Origin of the sequence: Brevundimonas sp. AAP58, from assembly GCF_001295975.1 — a bacterium.
In the GTDB taxonomy this organism is placed as follows: Bacteria; Pseudomonadota; Alphaproteobacteria; order Caulobacterales; family Caulobacteraceae; genus Brevundimonas.
This window is the reverse complement of record NZ_LJHU01000002.1, coordinates 22,652-41,398: the sequence shown is the minus strand read 5'-3', so window position 1 is coordinate 41,398 and position 18,747 is coordinate 22,652. Positions and strand designations below refer to the sequence as shown.

General features: G+C 64.7%; 12 protein-coding genes and 1 pseudogene. 3 read left to right on the top strand and 10 right to left on the bottom strand.

What is annotated here, in order from left to right:
- Positions 1-78: 78 nt before the first annotated feature.
- The 3 genes and pseudogenes from IP78_RS00210 to IP78_RS00205 all read right to left on the bottom strand — a co-directional run bounded on the left by IP78_RS00210 (position 79) and on the right by IP78_RS00205 (position 5,346).
- Positions 79-3,357 carry a TonB-dependent receptor domain-containing protein gene (locus IP78_RS00210; protein WP_082384762.1) on the bottom strand — a complete coding sequence of 1,093 codons (3,279 nt, stop codon included), beginning with the start codon at positions 3,355-3,357 and terminating at the stop codon, positions 79-81.
- A 419-nt stretch (positions 3,358-3,776) separates the two neighbouring features.
- Positions 3,777-4,229, bottom strand: a pseudogene (locus IP78_RS14885) (transposase).
- A gap of 283 nt (positions 4,230-4,512) precedes the next feature.
- Positions 4,513-5,346 (bottom strand): family 16 glycosylhydrolase, encoded by an 834-nt coding sequence (locus IP78_RS00205; protein ID WP_054109703.1) that lies wholly within the window; start codon positions 5,344-5,346, stop codon positions 4,513-4,515.
- Positions 5,347-5,450: 104 nt separating this feature from the next.
- Here IP78_RS00205 and IP78_RS00200 point away from each other — a divergent pair, with 104 nt between their 5' ends.
- Positions 5,451-7,925, top strand: a complete 2,475-nt coding sequence (locus IP78_RS00200) for a glycoside hydrolase family 3 protein (protein ID WP_054109699.1) — start codon at positions 5,451-5,453, stop codon at positions 7,923-7,925.
- Here the strand turns inward: IP78_RS00200 and IP78_RS00195 are convergent.
- Positions 7,916-8,959 (bottom strand): LacI family DNA-binding transcriptional regulator, encoded by a 1,044-nt coding sequence (locus IP78_RS00195; RefSeq protein WP_054109698.1) that lies wholly within the window; start codon positions 8,957-8,959, stop codon positions 7,916-7,918. The genes IP78_RS00200 and IP78_RS00195 overlap by 10 nt on opposite strands.
- A 181-nt stretch (positions 8,960-9,140) precedes the next feature.
- Between IP78_RS00195 and IP78_RS00190 the strand changes: the two genes are divergently transcribed.
- Both IP78_RS00190 and IP78_RS00185 read left to right on the top strand, forming a co-directional pair.
- Positions 9,141-11,810, top strand: a complete 2,670-nt coding sequence (locus IP78_RS00190; protein WP_054109697.1) for a TonB-dependent receptor — start codon at positions 9,141-9,143, stop codon at positions 11,808-11,810.
- A gap of 180 nt (positions 11,811-11,990) precedes the next feature.
- On the top strand, positions 11,991-13,160 hold the full coding sequence (locus IP78_RS00185; RefSeq protein WP_054109696.1) for an MFS transporter: 1,170 nt from the start codon (positions 11,991-11,993) through the stop codon (positions 13,158-13,160).
- 125 nt (positions 13,161-13,285) lie between these two features.
- On the opposite strand, the gene IP78_RS00180 is transcribed toward IP78_RS00185, so the two are convergent.
- The 6 genes from IP78_RS00180 to IP78_RS00155 are packed head-to-tail and all read right to left on the bottom strand — an operon-like array spanning position 13,286 to position 18,669.
- Positions 13,286-14,227, bottom strand: coding sequence for a Gfo/Idh/MocA family oxidoreductase (locus IP78_RS00180; RefSeq protein WP_054109695.1), 942 nt, complete (start codon positions 14,225-14,227; stop codon positions 13,286-13,288).
- Positions 14,224-15,102, bottom strand: a complete 879-nt coding sequence (locus tag IP78_RS00175) for a class III extradiol dioxygenase subunit beta (RefSeq protein WP_054109694.1) — start codon at positions 15,100-15,102, stop codon at positions 14,224-14,226. The genes IP78_RS00180 and IP78_RS00175 overlap by 4 nt, the downstream gene beginning before the upstream one ends.
- Complete coding sequence (gene ligA / locus IP78_RS00170) at positions 15,102-15,512, bottom strand: protocatechuate 4,5-dioxygenase subunit alpha (RefSeq protein ID WP_054109693.1); 411 nt, start codon at positions 15,510-15,512, stop codon at positions 15,102-15,104. The genes IP78_RS00175 and ligA overlap by 1 nt, the downstream gene beginning before the upstream one ends.
- A complete protein-coding gene (locus IP78_RS00165; RefSeq protein WP_054109692.1) occupies positions 15,509-16,534 on the bottom strand; it encodes an amidohydrolase family protein in 1,026 nt (341 codons plus the stop codon). The genes ligA and IP78_RS00165 overlap by 4 nt, the downstream gene beginning before the upstream one ends.
- Entirely contained in the window at positions 16,531-17,409 is an 879-nt protein-coding gene (locus IP78_RS00160) for an NAD(P)-dependent oxidoreductase (RefSeq protein ID WP_054109691.1), read from the bottom strand. The genes IP78_RS00165 and IP78_RS00160 overlap by 4 nt, the downstream gene beginning before the upstream one ends.
- 54 nt (positions 17,410-17,463) lie before the next feature.
- The gene (locus IP78_RS00155) at positions 17,464-18,669 is read right to left on the bottom strand and encodes a LysR family transcriptional regulator (RefSeq protein ID WP_054109690.1); all 1,206 of its coding nucleotides are present in this window, start codon (positions 18,667-18,669) and stop codon (positions 17,464-17,466) included.
- Positions 18,670-18,747: the final 78 nt, after the last annotated feature.

Below are 18,747 nucleotides of genomic sequence, written 5' to 3'. Positions count from 1 at the left end.
GACCACGCGCACGGCGCACGACAAAGCCGCCGCTGTCGTTCGACAGCGGCGGCAAGACGGTCCCGGGGGACGAGGCGACTAGAAGCGGGCGTTCACACCGACGAAGTAGCGACGGCCGAACAGGTCGAAGGCGTCCGCCGTGGTGCGTCCCAGGTGGCGCGCGGGCTCTTCATCAAACGCATTCACCACGCCAGCCCGCAGGACGATGTCGTCCCGCAGATTGTAGCGCACCGTGAAGTCGTGCTGACTGAAGGCCCCCGTTTCGCGGAAATCCGGATCGTAGATGTCCGCATTCACCACGAAGTTGCGGGCGCTGAGGATTTCCTGGCTCGACTGCCAGTCCCAGTCCCAGATCACGCTCAGCCGCGGGTTTGGCGACCAGTTTAGGGTGGAGAGGTAACGGACCCTGGACAGATTCTGGAGGACACCGTTAAGCACGTACTTGCCTTCGTTCGCATCGAAGTCCGAGGGATCGTCGATGTTGACGAAGTCGTGCTGCTCGATTGTCCAGGTGCCCCGCAGGTTCCAGTCGAGGCGTCCGAGATCACGCCCAAAGACGTTTTCCAGGTCATGCCGGTAGCGAGCAGCGAAGTCGACGCCCTCGGCCGTCAACTTGGCGTAGTTGAGCGAGCTTTGAATGAAGCCGTTGATCAAGAAGGTATTGGGATCCCGGAAAATCGTCGCGCAGGCGTTGGTGTTCAAGACCGCACCGGCCACGCACTGGTTCACCGCCTGCTGTGCACCGACCGTGGAGATGGCGTCGTCGATCTCGATATTGAAGTAGTCGAGCACGAGCGAAAAGTTCGGGAAGACCGAAGGCGTCCACACCACCGAAAAGGAGTTTGATTCAGACGTCTCGGCCGCCAGGAAGGGGTTGCCTCCGTTGTTGCCCGAGATTCCTCCGGTCCCGTAGACAGGTGTGAAGGAGTTCGGCGCAGTCGCATTGGCCGGGTTGAAGTTGAAGTTCAGACCCGCCGCATTGGCAAGCGCCGTGCAGTTCGCAACGCGGTTCGCCCGGATGGTGGCATCCGCGGTGTTCTGGATGACCGTGATCGCGCAAGGGTCTGTGAAGTTGACGAAGGTCTCGCCGCCCGGATCGAACAGCTCGCCCAGATCGGGGACGCGGATCGAGGTGTTCTGGGTCGCCCGGAACAGGAAGTCGTCGATCGGCCTCCAAGAGGCCTGGATGGAATATGTGTCCTGCAGTCCGATCGAGGAATAGTCCGAAGTCCGGTAGGAGCCGCTGATCTCGGCCGAGCGGCCGAGCCAGCTGTCGCGGAACAACGGCAGGCGCAGTTCGATGAAGGCCTCGCGGGTCTCATAGGACACCGGATCGAAGTCCGGGCTACCGTTCAGGAAGAGCAGCCGGCCGGCCGTGTCGCGATCTCGACCGACGCCGCTGGTCGATTCCTTACGGCTTTCCACGCCGACCGCGAAGCCGATCGGTCCGGCACCCCAGAAGTCCCACAGTTCGCCTGAAGCGAAGGCAAGGAAATCCTGCTGCCGGTTCTGGTCGCTGACCGTGACACTGGTGTTGAGGTAGGCCAGCGCTTCCTCCGAGATGCCGCCCTCTCCAAAGATGCGGATTGGGACGCAGTCGGTGGTCGTGGCACCCCCGTAGGAGTAAACGCCCGCAGCCGGCGCGGCTGGAGTCCCCTGGGCCGCGAGCAGCTGGACCCGGCAGACAATCTCTCCAGGCCGGCCGTTGACGATCCCGGCCGCGTCGACCACGGCGTCGGCTGCGGCCTGGACGCGGATGTTGTCTGTTCCGGTTTCGCGGTTGGTGTTGTTCATCTCCCCGTAGGTGTAGCCAACCTCCCAGTTGAGATTACGGATGAAGCCGACGTCGCCGGCCTCTCCCCGGAGACCCAGCACATAGCGTTGCAGATCCCGGTTGTTCAGCTGCGAGCGGCTGGTGGGATAGAGTTTGTGCTGGGCCCGCGGGTCGGCGACCGTTCCCGTCACCTGGCCGGCCGAGTTGTAGATCGTTCTGACATTGTTCTGGATGGCCGTCCGGACATTGGCTGGCAGATAGGCGTTGTCGATGCCGATCTCGAAGGCGTTAGATGCCGTGACGCGTCCCATCTGGCCCGCTGGAAGCGCCCGAATATTGAAGTCGAAGAAAGTTCTCTGGCTGGCGTCGAAGGTTTCCTCCTCGGCGTACTTGGCCTCCCCGAACAGCTCGACCCGATCAGAGAGCGCCCACGTGAAGCCAGTCTGGAAACGATAGGCCTCGGATTCCGGCAGGCGACTGGCACCGGCCTGGTCGGTATTGGCTTCCTGACCGTTGCCGCCGTTGGACTGGGTCCGGCTGAAACCGGTGCCCTGGCGGATGTCGCCGAACACCAGGGGCATGGTCTGCCCCTGAGCGTTATAGAGGAAACTGTTGTTGGGATTGTTGGACGGCGCAATCGAGAAGCAGCCTGCGGCGAAGGTCGTGGCCGAGCAGGTGCCGAACGGAATGTCCGGATCGCTCGCGGGTGACGGTTGCACACCCGTGGCCAAGATGGTGATGCCGCCGAACGGCGTGCCGCGGATGAAGGTTCTCAGATCCCTCACCAATACCTGGTCGCGCACGCCGTCATCGGGCGCGGTGCTGGGGTCGGCGTCGACAGCCAACAGCCCCCAACCTTCCCGCAGCCAGTCCAGATCACGGTCCAGAGTCTCGTCATTGCGCTGATACTCCCCGGTCGCATAGACGTTCAGGGTGTCATCGAGGAAGTTGCCACCCCACAAGACCGAAAGGCGCTGGCTGGCCTGGCCGTCTTGGTTGACCTGGGCGTACGAGGCGTCGACCTCAAGGCCCTCGAAGTCGTCCTTAAGAATAAAGTTGACCACCCCGGAAACCGCATCGGCACCGTAAACCGAAGCCGCGCCGCCAGTGATGATCTCGACCGACTCGATCAGCAGGCGGGGGATGGTGTCAATATCCACCGCGAGCGAGTTGGGCAGGGATCCCACATGGCGACGCCCGTCGACCAGCGTCAGTGTGCGGGCTGCGCCAAGGCCACGCAGATTGAGCAGGGATAGACCGCCGTCGTTCAGGCCGGTTCCGGTCGTGTCCTCGGGCACCGTCGAAAAGGTCAGGGCCGGAACGTCGGCGAGGTAGTCCACGACATTGGCCTCGCCGGAGTTGTCGAGTTCTTCTCGGGTGAGCTGGATCAGCGGCGTCGGCGCATTGGTCGCGCTGCGGCGGATACGCGATCCCGTGACCACGATGTCGTCGACCACGGCACCCTGGTCCGGCTCCGGTGCCTCCTGGGCCCGGGCCGGTGCGGCGACCGACAGCGCAGCCAGAGACAATCCGGCGATAACGGTCGTGGCCAACAGACGTGAACGCGTGAGGGGACGTGTCATTCGGAGTCGATCCTGTTCTTGCGAGACCCCGGCCCGACGACCCCCAGCACAGAGCGCCGCGGGATCCCCTTGACCGAACCAAGCCTCCCCGGCGCCGAAAGAGCCGACGCCGTTCCAACAGAGACATTATCCAGGCCCCACCAAGACAGATAGACTGCCATCACTCGTGTTATTGTATTTATGGATTTACGTCACGATTTAGACACGACATATTCTATTACATGAGCGCAATTGATGCACTAGAACTACATAATATACTCTTTGTATCTTGATTGCGTCATCGCGTCCATTTGCAACACACCTGCATCAGACGCAATGCAGCCAGCCGGCCCTGTCACCTCAGACTGATTGCCGGTCCCTGTCCGGGCCCCAGCCTCGCTGGCATGGCCAAATCGGGACTGACAACTTGGGGTCAGGACTCACAGCCAGAAAAGAACGGTAGCTACGAGGGCGACGGCGGACAGGAAGGCGGTCGCCATTGGTCGTACCGTGTTGCTACGCATCGCCAGTCTTTGAGCCGACTGAACATAATCTCGATCCGGTTACGGCGTTTGTAGCGGCGCTTGCCGGGGGCGGACGGGATCGGTTCTGGATTTGCGGCAAGGGATGCAGGGCGTGAGGCTCTTGGCCTGCAGGGCCTCCATCATCCGGAAAAAAGACGCCCGCCTCGCTCCACCGCTTCCAGCCCTTGTAGAGCGTCTTGTGACGACCGTAGGCCGCCGGCGCGTCGCGCCAGCGAAGGCTGTTGCGATTGACAAGGATGATCCCGCTCAGGACGCGGCGATCATCGACCCTGGGCCTGCCGCGGCTCTTCGGGAAACAGGCTTCCACCCGAGCCATGTGCTCGTCGTCAGCGAAAACAGGTCACTCATGATCCAAGCACCTCAAGAGCCTCGATCAGATCGCGAGCCTCACATCAATGGGCCCTGCCCATAGCGAAATACTCCGTCGTTACAGCAACTTGCCCGAAACAGAAGACACACTTGCGGTATCTGCGGTCGCTCGTCCGCCCCTGACCCAGCCAATATGCCGGCTTCGTCGCTGCCGCGCGCGAGACGGGTCCCTTTCCTGTGACCAGCCGCGATCCCTGAGAACAGGGAAGTACTCGGAGAGCTTCCTCGTCGGACGATTTTGGAGTTCAGCCGCACCCCTTGCTCAGCGTGAGAAGACCCTCACGTAGTCAATCTCCAATCTTTGCGGAAACGCACGTTCGTCAACACCCTCGGCACCCCCCCAGTCGCCGCCGACAGCCAGATTCAGGATCATGTAGAATGGCGAATCGAACGGCCAGGTGGCGGGGTCGTTTCGACCGTCGTTTCGAAAGCGATAGTAGCCGACATCGTCCACACCGAAGTTGATGCCCTCTGGCGTCCACAGGACCTGGTAGCGGTGAAAGGCGTCACAGGCGTCGCGGACCCGCCTGCGTCCCCCGCGTTCTGTGCCCTGGGTGTGATTGTAGCGGGTCGTATGTACGGTGCCGTGAATCTCGCCCCGGGCATGTCCGACATGCTCCATAATGTCGATCTCGCCGCCTGCAGGCCATTCCGCCGACGCGACAGGCAGCAACCAGATCGCCGGCCACGTGCCTCGGCCGCACGGCACTTTGGCGCGCACCTCATAGAAGCCGTAGGTCCACTCGCCCCGCCCGCGCGAAATGAGACGAGCCGACGTGTAGTCCTGACCACCCCAGTCGCTGAAGACCGCCGGATCGAGGCGCTCTCGGCGCGCCTCGATGATCAGATAGCCATTTTCGACCCTGGCGTTCTCGGGCCGATCGGCGGCGTAATACTGAAGCTCGTTATTGTACCAGCCGTCCCGGTTGCGCTCGACGTCATAAGTCCAGCGTGTCGGATCGGGCAGACCGTCGACGTTGAACTCGTCGTTCCAGACCAGACGGTAACCGTCGAGCATATCGTCCTGAGCGGACGCGGAACCTATGCACAGGACCCACGCGACCGCGATCGCCACAGGCCACACCAATTTGCTCATCCCGGCCTCCATCACCTTCGCGAGAGAACCGCAAAGGCATCCAGATTTGACAACGTTGTCAATAACAGACACCTCTTGGCGAGACGCACTGAGGGAGAACGCCGATGGTCAAATCGACCGCACCCCGAACCTGGCAGCGGCGCACGGCGACCGCCCTGTTCACGATCAGCCTGCTGGCCCCGCAAATCGCTTCGGCGCAAGAGAGCGCTACGGTTGACCTCGCGAACTGGCCCAGGGCCGCTAGCCCGGCGGTCATGACAGATGCCGAAAGCATGGCCTTCGTCGAGGCCCTTCTCTCGCGCCTGACCCTGGAGGAGAAGGTCGGGCAGGTCATCCAGGCCGATATCGGATCGATCACGCCAGAGGATCTCGCGACCTACCCCCTGGGATCCATTCTCGCTGGCGGCAACTCGGCTCCTGGAGGCGATGAGAGGGCTCCCGCGCAGGCCTGGGTCGATCTGGCGCGCCAGTTCCGCGCCGCCGCCGCGGCAAGGCCAGGTGCGAGGGTACCGCTGCTGTTTGGCATCGACGCGGTTCATGGCCATAACAATGTCGTCGGCGCGACCCTGTTTCCTCACAACATTGGCCTGGGTGCGGCGCGCAATCCGGACCTGATCGAACGCATTGGTCAGGCGACGGCTCTGGAGGTCGCCGCGACCGGTGCCGACTGGACGTTTGGTCCGACCGTGGCCGTGCCCCGAGATGACCGATGGGGCCGAACCTATGAGGGCTACTCCGAGGACCCGGAAGTCACGGCCGCATATGCCGGCCGAATGACCCTGGGCCTGCAAGGTGCCCTGGGGGCGGGACAGTTGGCTCCCGGGCGGATCGCGGGTTCCGCCAAGCATTACCTCGCCGATGGCGGCACGGAGAACGGCACGGATCAAGGCGACGCCCGGATCAGCGAACGCGAACTGATCGACATCCACGCCGCTGGCTATCCCCCCGCCATCAACGCGGGCATTCTGACCATCATGGCCAGCTTCTCGAGCTGGAACGGCGTCAAGCACACAGCCAACGCCGACCTTCTGACAGACGTCTTGCGCGGGCCGCTCGGCTTTGACGGCTTCGTGGTCGGCGACTGGAACGCCCATGGCCAGATCCCGGGCTGCACCAACGAGAGCTGTCCCGCCGCGTTCAATGCCGGGATCGATATGTTCATGGCACCGGACAGCTGGCGGCCACTCTACGAGAACACCTTGTCTCAGGTTCGATCGGGAGAGATCCCGCTGGCACGGCTGGATGAGGCCGTACGCCGGATCCTGCTGGTCAAGGTCAAGGCGGGAGTGTTCGAGCAAGCTCGACCCGTCGAGGGCAGGCTGGAGGTGCTTGGGTCTCCAGACCATCGCGCGCTGGCCCGCGAAGCCGTGCGGCAGTCTCTGGTCCTGCTCAAGAACAACAACAGCATCCTGCCGATTCAACCCGGAGCGCGCGTCGGCGTCGCGGGCGTGGCCGACGACATCGGTCAGGCGGCGGGAGGCTGGACCATCACCTGGCAAGGAACCGGCAATACCCGCGCCGATTTCCCCAACGCGCAATCCATCTGGGAAGGCCTGAGAGAGGCGGTCACGGCTAGCGGGGGGACCGCCGAGCTCAGCCCTAACGGGATGTTCGAACAGCGTCCCGATGTGGCGATCGTCGTGTTTGGAGAGGAACCCTACGCTGAATTCCAGGGCGACCTTTCCGACCTCGACTTCAGACCGCAGGGTCCGCTGGCGATGCTTCGCCGCTTCCGCGCCGAAGGCATCCCGACGGTCTCGGTTTTCCTGTCCGGCAGGCCGCTCTATGTTAACCCCGAGATCAATGCTTCCGATGCCTTCGTCGCAGCCTGGTTGCCAGGATCCGAGGGTGGAGGCATTGCGGATGTGATTGTCGCCGGGGCCGACGGACGGCCGCGTCATGACTTTCGCGGAAGCCTGTCGTTCAGCTGGCCGCGCCGACCCGATCAGCCACCCCAGAACCGGGGAGCCGTAGACTACGATCCACAGTTCGCCTACGGCTTCGGCCTGACCTATGCAGATGCGATCCAGACGCCCCTGCTGGCGGAGGTCCAGGAAGGGTTTCAGGCTGGCACGACACGCTTCTTCGCAGATGGGCGCTTTGTCACGCCATGGTCGCTCGTGGTGCGCGATGATGGTGGCGAGGCCCGCATCGCCGATGGTGCCCGAGGTGTCAGTCCCCGCAATCGTGTCACCGTCACCCCGGTGGATGGCGAGGGCCAGGAGTCGGCACGTCGGATCACCTTTGGCGGCCCAGGCCAGGCCATCGTCACCGGACCTGCGGTCGATTTCGGAAGGCAGGATTACGAGGGGCTGGCTCTGTCGTTCCGGTATCGCGTCGACGCCGGCTCGTCGGACGATTTGACGGTCGGCCTCGGCAACGGTGTCTTGCCTCTGGCCGACGCCAGCGGATGGTCGACCTTCAGGGCCCCCCTGAACTGTTTCGCCGGAGGCGTCGGCGGACTGACGGGGGTGGATCGCGTCTGGATCCTCACCGCGCAGGCTGAGGCAACCGTATCGATCGAGGATATCCGGCTGTCGCCGGCGAATGGCTCGACCTGCGCCTCTGATCAGCCCTGAACCCTCGGGGCGGTCGAACCCCGGACCTCCAGTCTGAAGGGCAGTTCTTCGTCGTGAGGCGCATGCTCACCCGTCCGGCTCGCCTCGATCAGGAGTTCGGCGGCCCTGCCCGCCATTTCCGAGATGGGTTGGCGAATACTGGTCAGCCCGGGCACGCTCAGGCGCACCCCTGGCGTATCGTCGAAGCTGACGAGGGAGAGTTCCGGCACGCGCAGCCCCAGCCGCGACGCGACGTGGAGCGTTGCCAAGGCCATCTCGTCATTGCTGGCCAGGATCGCGGTGGGTGGAGGTGACAGCGCCAACAGTCGCTCGGCCGCCACGACGCCGCTCTCAAACGTGAAATCGCCAGGGACGATCAAGGCGTCGTCGATCGCATGGCCGGAACGGGTCAGGGCGGACTTGTAGCCTTCCAACCGCTGACGGCTGGCCTCGAACCTGGGGCTGCCCTCGATGAAGCCAATCCGCTGATGCCCCAACTCCAGCAGGTGCTCCACGGCCTTCTCGGCGGCGGCGCGGTCATTCATGTACACGCCATAGGCCACGCCTTCCGCCCGGACGCCCATCCGAACCACAGGAAGATTTCGCCGGCCCAGCATCTCGACAAGCGCGAGGTTCTGCGAGTGAGGGGGCGTCAGGATGATCCCATCGGGCTGCAGGGCCGACAGGATCGCCATCACTCGGCGATCCAGGTCCTTCGCCTCGGCGGATACAAGCTCGAACAAGAGCCGGTACCCCTGCGCCTCACAGGCCAGCATGGCACCATGCAGCATCTGGTCGATCCAGTCGTTCCCGCGACCGCTCCGCCAGTTGTTGATCGTGTTCTCCCGGTCATTGAGCGCCACCAGCAGATAGGATCGCCGCCCGCCCATGCGTCGCGCGGCCATGCTCGGCACATAACCCAGCGCCTCGACCGCACGCATGACCCGTTCCCGAACATCGCGCGTGACGTTTGGCTCGTCGTTCATGACGCGAGACACGGTCTTGACCGCGACCCCGGCGGCCTCCGCGACATGGCGGATCGTCACCTTTGCCATCCGCTCCTCTCCATGCCAGGGCCGTGCAGTCGGGGCTCCGCCATTCGCCCGTTCGCCGGATACGGTGTTGCACCATGTCTACGCTGTCCGGCCAGTCGAAAAGCGATGTTGACAACGTTGTCAAACAATGGCGCATTGATGGCAAGCGGAAGATCAACGATCCGCGTCGGGAGGACGACCTATGGCCTATCGCAAGACGGCGCTGTTGTGCGGCGCGGCATTCATGCTGGCGGTTCCCAGTCTGGCGCTAGCCCAGACGGCGACCCCGCCCGCTCCCCAGGACGACGAAGACGCCACCGATCTCGGAGAGATCGTGGTCACGGTGGAGCGTCGCGAGCAAAGCCTACAGAACTACGCAGGTACGGCCGTCGCTCTTTCCGGAGAGGATTTGCGAGCCGTCGGCGTGCAGGATATCGCGGACCTCGAAGGCCGCGTGCCCGGCCTGTCTGTCGCCAACAACGGCGGCAACATCGAAATCTACATCCGGGGCGTTGGCTCCTCCAACAACACCGAGCTCGGCGACCCCGCCGCAGCGACCCACTACGATGGTGTCTATCTGCCGCGTCCGGCCGGGATCGGTTCGGCCTTCTTCGACATTCAGCGGGTCGAAGTGAACATCGGACCGCAAGGCACGCTGCGGGGACGCAACGCCACAGCCGGCACCGTCAACATCGTCACCTGGAAGCCCGGCCTCAACATCTGGGATGCGGCAGCCGAGTTCGAGATCGGCAACTATCAGCAGCGCGCCTTCCAGGGGATGGTCAACATTCCCATAGGCGAAACCGCTGCCGTTCGTATCGCTGGCTATCACCTCGAACATGACAGCTACTACGAGGATGTCGGCCCGGCCGGCGTCGGGGTCGCAGAGGCCGAAAACAATGACGCCGGACGAATCCAGTTTCTCTGGGAGCCGACCAGCCGCCTGTCGATTCTGCTGGGTGCCGACTACATCCGCGAAACCGGAACGGGCTACACTGGCACCAACTACGCCAACCCGCTCGGCAATGGCATTGATCCGGACGACATCGAGGATCCGCGTCGAGTCATCGCCCGCGCGCAGGCACCAGACCTGAACACCCGCCACTGGGGTGCCCGGGCCAACATCCGCTATGACGGCGACCTGTTCGACATCGAGTATACGGCGAGCTACCGAGACCTCGTTTATGACTATCGGGCGGCCACGCCGCTCTCGCCCTTCTATCCCGGCGTGCTTCAGAACCTGACCGGTCCGGGCGGCATCCAGGAAACCCTGGACAACTTCTCCCAGTTCCAGTCGATCACGGACAGCCAGTCCAAGACGCACGAACTGCGTTTCTACGATAACGAAGGCCCATGGATCTGGAGCGTCGGTGCCTTCTACTTCGAGGAAGACCAGTACGCCTTCCTCGGCTCGACCGGAGATCGGGGCCTGTTCTTCCAGGGCGTCGAGTTCAACATGCCCGACGTGGACACCTCGTCCTATGCGCTCTTTGCCGACACGACCTACAGCGTCACCGATCGGTTCCGGATCACTGCTGGCCTGCGTTACACCGAGGATGAGAAGAGCCGTAGGGGCGTCGCCGCGCGCTACGGTTTCGCCCTGGGTGCCGGGGACTTCAACTGCTGCGGCGGTGTGCGTGTCGGCACCGAAGGGTTCGAGTTCGCCGGCCGGAACCGCACGATCTTCAATCCGGACACCGACGGCAACGGATCGATTTCGGAGCAGGAAATCCTCAACTTCTACTTCAACGGCGTGAGCCGGTTCGGAGCGCGCGACAACGTCGATGACATCTTCCGCAACGGACCTGTGCCGGGCGGAGCGCCGAACCGCCCCGCTTGCCTCGACACCATAACGGGAGACTTCTGGAACTGCGCCGCCGACGGTCGGCTCACCTATGCCGTTCCGTTCGCCGGGCAGATCTTCCAGCAGGTTGGCGAGAGCGAGATCGACTTCGTCGACTGGCGCATCCGGGCCGAGTACGACATCACGCCGGACAACCTGATCTATGGCCTGATCTCGACGGGCAACAAGTCTGGCGGCTTCAACGACAACATCGGCAATGCGGGCCTCGCTCCCACCTACGATGCCGAGTCCGTCACGCTCTACGAGCTGGGGTCCAAGAACGAGTTCTACGTCGGCGACCTGCGGGCGCGACTGAACGCCTCGCTGTTCTACAACGACTATGAAGACCAGGTCCTGACCTCGCTTCTGTCGGTCGCCCAGATCGTGGACTTCCTGGGCGGGCCGCAAAACGTTCCCGTGCCGACGGATTCGTCGCTCGCCCTGGTCGTGTCCTATTCCTACAACGCCGCATCCTCCCGCATCTACGGCGCGCAGTTCGACGGTGGCATCGACCTTCCCTGGAACATCGGGCTGGACTTCAACCTCCTGTATCTGAAGGCGGAAGTCACCGAAGCTGAGCCGATCCAGGACTTCCGCTTCCAAGCGGACGTCTCGCCGACCGAGGCCGTGTTCCAGTCGATCGAAGGCAAGACGCTGCCCCGCACGCCCGAGTGGCAGTTCAACATGAACTTCACCCAAGCCTTCCCAACCGAGACCATGGGGCAGTTCGACTACGTGATCTCGGCGGGATATCGCTCGGACTTCTTCACCACCATCTTCAATGGCGAAGACTTCCAGCAGCCCAACAATCCTCGGCGCCGTCTCGACGACCACGTCGATGGCTACTGGACCTTCGACGCCGGTTTCGGCTGGACGCCTCCTGGCGATGGCCGACTGCGCTTCGAGGCCTACGTCAACAACCTGACGGACGAGATCCACGAGGCAGCGATCATCATCACCCAGTTCGACAACACCCGCTTCTTTACTCGTCCGCGCACATTCGGCGCTCGGGTTCGCGTCCAGTACTGATCCGCCAATCTCCTGAGCGGCCTTCAGGCGGCTCCTTCCGTTGGGGAGGAGCCGCTTCTTTTTTGCGCGATGACAGTGCGACCTGCGCTCGTCATTGTCCCGCCCATGAGTCCAAGCGAAGACACCAGCGCCAATGGAATAAGAGGGACGCCGAGTCCGGCGTTTGTCGCAATCTATGCCATGGCCCAGGTGGGGACCTACATCGCCTTTATCCCGCTCCTGACCTTGCTGTTGCCGTTGAAAGCGGCCGTGATCGACCCGTCGGCCCCCGGAAAGTTGCTAAGTCAGGTCGCACTCTGGGGATCGGTTACAGCGAGCATTTCAGGGGTGTTCGCAGGGTTTCTCGGAGATCGCACGCGCCGCTGGCCGGGCGGAAGGTCTGTCTGGATCACGGTAGGTCTGATCGCCACCGCCCTGAGCTACATCCTAATCCATCGGTCGGGGAGCGCGGGCGAACTGTTGACCGCGGTCCTCATCCTGCAAGTCGGCTTGAACTTCATGCTGAATCCGCTCGCCGCGACCCTAGCCGAGCGGGTCCCCGAACATCGGCGAGGTTTCGTGGCCGGATTCGCGGGCCTGGCCTTCCCGCTTGCCAGTCTCTGCGGGGCCGTCGTGATCGGCCTTTGGCTCACGGAAGCGGCATCTCGAATGACGGTCGTCATGGCGATCACGATTGCCCTAGTGATGCCCTTCATCGTCTGGAACGCGACAAATCCACTCCAGACCGCCCAATCCGCGGTACCGGGATCGCTCTCTCTGAACGCTTTCGCCGATCGGGATTTCGTCGCAACCTTCGTTTCCCGTCTGCTGGTACAAACGGCGGTCGCACTGAATGTTCTCTACCTGCTGTACCTGATTGGCCAGGAGGGCGAGGTTCTCGGCTCAGCGCCAAACCGCAGGCCGGAAACGATTGTCAGTGGTCTGCTCGCTCTCTCCACAGTCCTATCCGTGATCACGGGTCTGGCCGCGGGGCGTCTCTCGGACAGACTGGGGCGTCGGAAGATCGTTGTATTCACCGGCGCAGCCCTTATCGCATCCGGTGCCCTGGTGCTTGGGTGCTTCCCCTCATGGCCGGGCCCCTTGGTTGCCCAGACGCTGTTCGGCATCGGGATCGGCGCTTATGGCGTGACCGAACTGGCTCTTGCCGCGAGCGTACTGCCGGCTCCTGACAGAACCGGAAGCGACCTAGGCCTGCTGAACGCGGCCAACACCGGTGCCCAGATCCTAGCGCCGGCGATTGGACTGATGATCCTGGGCTCAGGGGCCCGACTGCCCGTCATCTACCTGTGTGGCTCTGTTCTGGCGATCCTCGGGGCTACTGTCATCATGGGGGTGCGTCGCGTCCGCTGATGGGCTCGCATCGGTCTATCGGGACTGCTCCGCCATGAGCTCAGCTTTTTGGAGAACCCGACGCCGGGCCTCGCGCTCAGGTCGGACGCCCGTTCGCGATGAACCGATAGCAAGGCCATCGCTCTTCAGCCAGCCAGCTGCGTCTCCAGCGAACCCAGCACGCGATAGCAGGGCAGGACCTGCGCCACGCTGGCCCTGGGTTCGCGGCCCTCGCGGATGGCGGCGACGAACTCGCGGTCCTGAAGCTCAATGCCGTTCGACGACACCGCCACGCCGGTCAGGTCGACCGGCTCCTCGCGGCCCGTGACCAGGTCGTCGTAGCGGGCGATAAAGGTGCCGTTGTCGCAGATGTAGCGGAAGAAGGTGCCCAGAGGACCGTCGTTGTTGAAGCTGAGCGACAAGGTGCAGATCGCGCCGCTCTCGGCCTTCATCTGGATCGACATGTCCATGGCGATGCCCAGGTCCGGATGGATCGGCCCCTGCATGGCATGAGCGTCCACGATCGGGCCAGCCTGCCAGGCGAACAGGTCGACCGTGTGGGCCGCGTGATGCCACAGCAGGTGATCGGTCCAGGAGCGCGGCTCGCCCTTGGCGTTGATGTTGGTCCGGCGGAAGAAATAGGTCTGCACGTCCATCTGCTGGACCGAGAGCGCGCCCGATCGGATGCGGTTGTGGATGTACTGATGGCTGGGATTGAAGCGGCGAGTGTGGCCGACCATGGCGACGAGGCCGGTCTCGCGCTGCTTGTCGTTCACGGCCTCGGCGTCGGCCAGGCTGTCGGCCAGCGGGATCTCGACCTGCACATGCTTACCCGCGTTCATGCAGGCGATGGCCTGGGACGCATGCAGCTGCGTCGGGGTGGCCAGGATGACGGCGTCGATCTCGGGCTTGGCCAGGGCCTCGTCCAGTTCGGTCGTGACGTGGGCGATGCCGTATTTGTCGGCGACCTTCTGCGTGGCCTCCAGCGCGCGGCCGATAAGGCTTACGACCTCGACGCCCTCGATGCGGGCGAGCGCGTCCAGATGCTTTTCGCCGAAGGCCCCGGCGCCGGCGAGCGCGATCTTCATGCGGCGGCTCCGACGTCGTTTGCGGCTGTGGCCTCATCGACCGGCCGCAGCACGATGTGGCCTACGGCGGTGTTCGACGCCGGCACATGATAGTGGCGGTGCAGTTGTTCGGTCGTCTTGCCCATCGCTCCGCGCATGATCAGCCACATGACCATCTCGATACCCTCGGACCCCGTCTCGCGCAGATACTCGATGTGCGGGATGTGACGCAGCGCATCGGTCGAGCCCGACAGCTGATCCAGGAAGCGGTTGTCCCACTCCTTGTTGATCAGACCGGCGCGCGGTCCCTGCAGCTGGTGGCTCATGCCGCCCGTGCCCCAGACCTGGACGTTCAGGTCTTCCGGATAGCTCTCGACGGCCCGGCGGATGGCCTCGCCTAGCGCCCAACAGCGATTACCCGAGGGCGGCGGATAGGTGACGACGTTGACGGCCACGGGGATGACCTTGCACGGCCACTTGTCGACCTTGCCGAACATCATCGACAGCGGGACGGTCAGGCCGTGGTCGACCTCCATCTCGTTGATGATGGTCATGTCGAACTCGTCCAGGATGCAGCTCTGGGCGATGTGCCAGGCCAGATCCGGATGGCCCTCCACGACCGGCACCTGGCGCGGGCCCCAGCCCTCGTCGGCAGGCGTGAAAGTCTCCGCGCAACCGATGGCGAAGGTCGGGATGAACTTCATGTCAAACGCCGTCGCATGGTCGTTGTAGACCAGGATGACGACGTCGGGCTTCTCGGCCTTTTCCCACGCGCGGGTCCAGTCGAAGCCGGCGAAGGCAGGCTTCCAGTAGGCTTCCTCGGTCTTGTCGAAGTCGACCGCGACGCCCAGCGCCGGGATGTGGCTGCAGGCCACGCCTGCGGTGATGCGGGCCATCAGTATTTCTCCTTGATCGAGCGGACGCCCACGGGCGACCGGCCCCCGGCGATCATCATGGCGGTGTAGTCCTCGAAGCTCATGTCGGTCATGGTCGAGACGGCCTGGGCGAAGCTCTTGCCGTCGGTCGAAAACAGCTTGGCCAGGAAGTAGATGTTGCCGCCCAGCTCCAAACAGCGGTTGAAGTCGCGGTCCAGAACCGCTTGCTTCTGCTCTTCCGTCATGGGCCAGCGGTCCAGATAGGCCCGCTCGTCGGCCTTGAAGGCCTCGCGGTTCTCGGCCTTCATCAGGCTCATGGCGAACTGGTTCAGGTGATAGCCCTGACGCGCGCGCGCGGCGGTGAAGACACGGGTGCCGGGGATGTCCTCGAACTCCGCCAGATAGGCGTGGATGTCGCGGGGCGTGGTCATAGCCCTCTCTCCTTCAGCTTGGCGTCGAGGCGGGGGAAGACGCGCCGGGCGTTGCCCTCGAAGATGGCGTGGCGCTGCTCGGCCGTGATGGGCGCGTTGTCGATGTAGCGCTTGGTGTCGTCGAAGTAGTGCCCGGTCTGCGGATCGATACCGCGCACGGCCCCGACCATCTCCGATCCGAACAGGATGTTGGGTGTCTCGATGACGGTGGTCAGCAGGTCGATGCCCGGCTGGTGATAGACGCAGGTGTCGAAGAAGACGTTGTCCATCAGGTGTTGATCCAGCGGCGGCTGCTTCAGCATGTCCGCCAGCCCGCGATACCGCCCCCAGTGATAGGGCACGGCCCCTCCCCCGTGCGGGATGATGAGCCTCAGCGTCGGGAAATCCCGGAACAGGTCGCCCTGGATCAGCTGCATGAAGGCGATGGTGTCGGCGGCGATGTAGAAGGCGCCGGTCGCGTGCAGGCCCGGATTGCAGGACCCCGAGACGTGGATCATGGCCGGGACGTCCAGCTCCACCATCGCCTCGTAGAAGGGATACCAGAACCGGTCCGTCAGGGGCGGGGCGGTGAAGTGGCCGCCGCCAGGATCGGGGTTCAGGTTGCAGCCGATGAAGCCCAGTTCCTCGACGCAGCGGCGCAGCTCGGCGATGGAGCCGGTCAGGTCGGCCTTGGGGCTCTGCGGCAGCATGCAGACCCCGGCGAAGGTCTCGGGATACAGGCCGCAGACCCGCGCGATCAGGTCGTTGGACGCCCGCGCCCAGACGGTCGACACCGCCTCGTCGCCGACGTGGTGGGCCATGGTCGAGGCCCGCGGGCTGAAGATCGTCATGTCCGCGCCGCGCTCCTTCAGCAGTCGCAGCTGGTTGACCTCGATCGTCTCGCGGATCTCGTCGTCGGTGATTTCGGGATAGGGCGGCGGGGCCTCGCCGGCCTTGAACGCGGCCTTCTGGGCGTCGCGCCAGGCGTCGTGCTGGGGCGGGGCGGTGGTGTAGTGGCCATGGCAGTCGATGATCAGGCTCATGCAGCGGCCTCCTGAGCCGGCGCGCCAGCGAGCAGCTCCAGCTTGGCCTCTAGGCCGTCCGGCGAGCCGAGGCCGCGCGCGCCGAGGTCGCGCTGAATCGCGATCGTACCGCGCGTCATGCGGGGTTCGACGCCGAGCCCTTCCAGAGTCTTCGCGGATTCCTCCATCTCGGCGGCGCGGCGCACGCCGTGGATCAGGATGCGGTCGAGGTTGTAGTCGAAACGTCCGCGCCAATCGGCGCCCGGCGAACTGGCGTCCAGCGAGGCGATCACCGCGTCGGTCACGCCCGCCCGGTCGGCGGCCAGAATGCATTCGGCCGACAGGGCCTCCATCCCCTTGACCATCACCGAGCGGATCATCTTCACCGCCGCCGCCGTGCCGACGGGTCCGTCCAGCATCTGGATGTTGACGAAGCCCAGCGCGGTCAGGCCATGCGCCGCCTCCGCCGCATGCGGACCAGAGATCAGCAGAGGGACTGCACGACGCTTGGGGTGGACCGGGGCCATGACCGCGACATCGACATAGCGACCGCCCGCATCCTCGACGGCTTCGGCCGCGACGCGCTTGGTCTCGGGCGCGACGCTGTTCATGTCGCAGTAGAGCGCGCCCGGCGTGATGACTGCGGCGGCGGATCGTGCGGCGGCGAGCGCCTGATCCGCCGTCACCAGCGACAGGATCAGAGGCGCGTCCGACAACGCCTGAAGGAGGGTCGAACATCCCGCGACGCGGAACCGCTCGTAGTCGGCCAACTTGCCCGCACGGGTCCCGGCCGCCTCGGTCTTCCGGTCATACGCGCGGGCGGACACGCCGCTCCAGCCCTCGGCGAAGGCCGAGGCCGCTTCCCCGAAGCCGATGAAGGCGAGGCGCTGCGTCATGGGCGGACCTATCGCGGCGAGGCACACGATCCGCAAATCACTATGGGTCGAAGGCTATTCATTTTCCTGAATGGAAGCTGCCGCCTGTTCGAGCCGCGCAAGGAACTGGGCCTGCGTCGGTGTCGGCCGCCAGTCCGCCCGCGTGGTCAGGCCGATGGTCCGGCTGGTCTGGCTAAGCGACGGACCGATGGGTGTGAGGACGCCGGCCTCGATCTCCAGCGCCACTTGGTCGCGGGACAGCAGGGTCAGGAGATCGCTCTGGCGGAGGATGCCCCGGATCGCCGTGACCGAGCCGCACTCCACCGGCGCGGCGGGCGTCGGACCATCGGCGAACAGGGTCTGCCAGAGCAGCCGCAATGGCGAACCCGGCCGTCCGATCACCCAGGGATAGGCCGCCAACGCCTCCCGGCTGGGCCTCGCCACCCCGGCCAGCGGGTGGCCCTTTCGGCCCACGACCATCAACCGGTCTTCCAGCAGCGGCCTCTGCACCAGATCGGCCGAGACCTCGTCGCGCAGGGCGCCGACCATGACGTCGATGACGCCGTCGCGCAGGGGCTCGACCAGTTCGCGCCAGGCCCCGTCGACGATGTCGACCACGAAACCCGGCTCTTCGGCCACCATCCCGGCCACCGCGCGCGGCAGAAGCACGGCGCGCGACAGCGGCATGGCCCCGACCGTGATGCGATTGAGGTCGCCGCCCGCGCCGGGCCGCAACTCCGCCAAAGCCGAGGCGATCTCCGACCGCGCCAGCCGCGCGCCGCGCGCCAACCTTCGCCCCGCGCGGGTCAGGACGACACCGCGTCCCTGACGCTCCACGATCGGTACGGCGCAGATCTGCTCCAGGTCTCGCACGGCCGCGTGCAGGCCGGGCTGAGACAATCCCGTCGCCCGCGCCGCCGCCGTGAACGAACCGGCGTCCGCCAAGGCGAGGAAAGCCCTGAGCTGCGTCGCCGTCACCAGCCGTTCGGGCCGGGCGAAGCCGCTGCGTCCTGCCTGACGCGCGGCCTCGGCGATGTGGTGGAAGGCCCGGTCAGCCCGCTCGGCCAGCACCTGCCCGGCCTCGGTCGGGCGCACGCCGTCCGGCTGGCGCGTCAGCAGACGCACATCGAGCGCCCGCTCCAGCTTGGCCAAGCCCTGCGTCAGCGCCGGTTGCGACAGGCCCACGGTCTCGGCCGCCCGGCTCATGCTGCCGCGAGCGATCACCACCGACAGGGCACGCAGGTGGCGCAGGTTCAGATCTAACGGCGACAGGTCGCTCATGACCTATCGTAAAATCTTATCGGCCCGGCGCAAATGCGAATTCCCCCTGCCCCTCCCCCCCGCCATGAGCGGGGCGAG